Genomic DNA, 664 nt, shown 5'->3' with positions numbered 1-664 from the left:
GGTCGTCGTCAACTCGGCGATCTTCATCCTGTTCGCCTTCAGCTTCTTCAAGCCGAAAACCAGACGGGACTGGCGATCATTCGGCGCTTTCAGCGCGTTCCTGGTCGCACTCTTCACCGAGATGTACGGCTTTCCACTGACGATCTATTTCCTTTCCGGCTGGCTGCAGACCAATTACCCCGGCATCGACTGGCTTACCCATGATGCCGGCCATCTTCCTGAAATGCTGTTCGGCTGGCAGGCGAACCCACATTTCGGGCCCTTTCACCTTCTGAGCTTCGTCCTGATCGGCGGCGGCTTCATCCTGATCTCCGCGGCATGGCGCGTCCTTTACAGGGCGCAGCAGCAACAAGGTCTCGCGACCACCGGTCCGTACGCCCATGTCCGTCATCCGCAATATGTCGGCTTCATCCTGATCATGCTCGGCTTCCTCTTCCAGTGGCCGACCTTGCTGACGCTCGCGATGTTTCCCGTTCTCGTCTGGATGTATGTTCATCTGGCCCGGCAGGAGGAGCGGGAAACGTTGGCTCAGTTTGGGCCGGTTTACGCGGACTACGCACGGCGCGTGCCCGGATACGTGCCGCGCCTGCTGGGCCGCCGGGCGCGAGAGGTCGCGCGATGAGCCATTGGCAAACGCTCCAATTCCGTCCGGCCAAGTCCGATC

At 60.7% G+C, this 664-nt stretch carries 1 protein-coding gene; it reads left to right on the top strand.

Features of this window, described 5'->3' with window-relative positions:
• Positions 1-622 (top strand): methyltransferase family protein (locus ING15_RS19305; RefSeq protein WP_206456467.1); only part of this gene is annotated, 622 nt, incomplete at its 5' end.
• Positions 623-664 lie beyond the last annotated feature (42 nt).

It is taken from the genome of Aurantimonas marina, from assembly GCF_017183135.1.
Taxonomy (GTDB): Bacteria; Pseudomonadota; Alphaproteobacteria; order Rhizobiales; family Rhizobiaceae; genus Aurantimonas; species Aurantimonas marina.
The sequence above is the reverse complement of the archived record's forward strand: the minus strand, read 5'-3'. Positions and strand labels throughout refer to the sequence as shown.